At 45.8% G+C, this 760-nt stretch carries 1 protein-coding gene; it reads right to left on the bottom strand.

Annotated elements, in window-relative coordinates; genetic code table 11:
• Positions 1-646, bottom strand: a 646-nt coding sequence (locus tag J5M58_RS25800) for an AAA family ATPase (RefSeq protein ID WP_207880135.1), incomplete at its 3' end; no start/stop codon positions are given.
• Positions 647-760: the final 114 nt, after the last annotated feature.

Below are 760 nucleotides of genomic sequence, written 5' to 3'. Positions count from 1 at the left end.
GCGCAATTTTTTTATCCTGGACGGTCTTGATATCCAATTTCAGTTTCCTGACATCATAATTGGCATCTTTGTAGAGCGAATTGTGCTTTATGCCCGTCGGATTTTTGTTTGCTTTGTCGAATATCTTTTTGTCTAACTCGTCTTGGGCGTCTTGGGCTGCCTTCTTTTTGTCGGCATGCGCTTTTTTCTTCTCTTGATAGCTGTGCCTTAATCCCGTCTTGTTTTCAACACTGCCTAGCTCGTCTTCGAGTTTGTCGATCTCTACTTCAATCTCCTTGTTTTTTGACCCTAGTACGGCGAACGGCGAGATGTGTCCTTGCTCGTCGCGCAAGAAAGCTAAATGTTCGTCAACAAAATCTTTGTTGTAGACGCGTATATCGTGTCCCTGAGCCGGGATGTTGTTGTTGGTGATGACTTCGCCAGAAATTGTGATGGAGAAAGATGGTGATGCGTAGCGCGGTGAGATTGATCCAGTTTCGAGTGATCTGATTATTCTCGATAACGTTGTTTTCCCGGAGTAGTTTCGTCCGTAGATCACATTCATCTTCTTGAATTTGGCAACGTTATTGCCGTGATCTCGAACTTCGGCGTTCCATGCGAAGTCGGAAAAGCATCCGAAGCTCTTGATATCGATTTTCTCGATCATGCGCGCCCCCGTATTTGGTCAATGTTCCTTGATGCAGTTATCGATCGATGCCCAGTAGCGGCAAGGCATTACGTTCTTCACTTTAGCCGCTTGGCAAGATCCTCTGCTTTGGGA

Source organism: Pseudomonas sp. 32_A (assembly GCF_017490905.1).
GTDB lineage: Bacteria > Pseudomonadota > Gammaproteobacteria > Pseudomonadales > Pseudomonadaceae > Aquipseudomonas > Aquipseudomonas inefficax.
The sequence above is the reverse complement of the archived record's forward strand: the minus strand, read 5'-3'. Positions and strand labels throughout refer to the sequence as shown.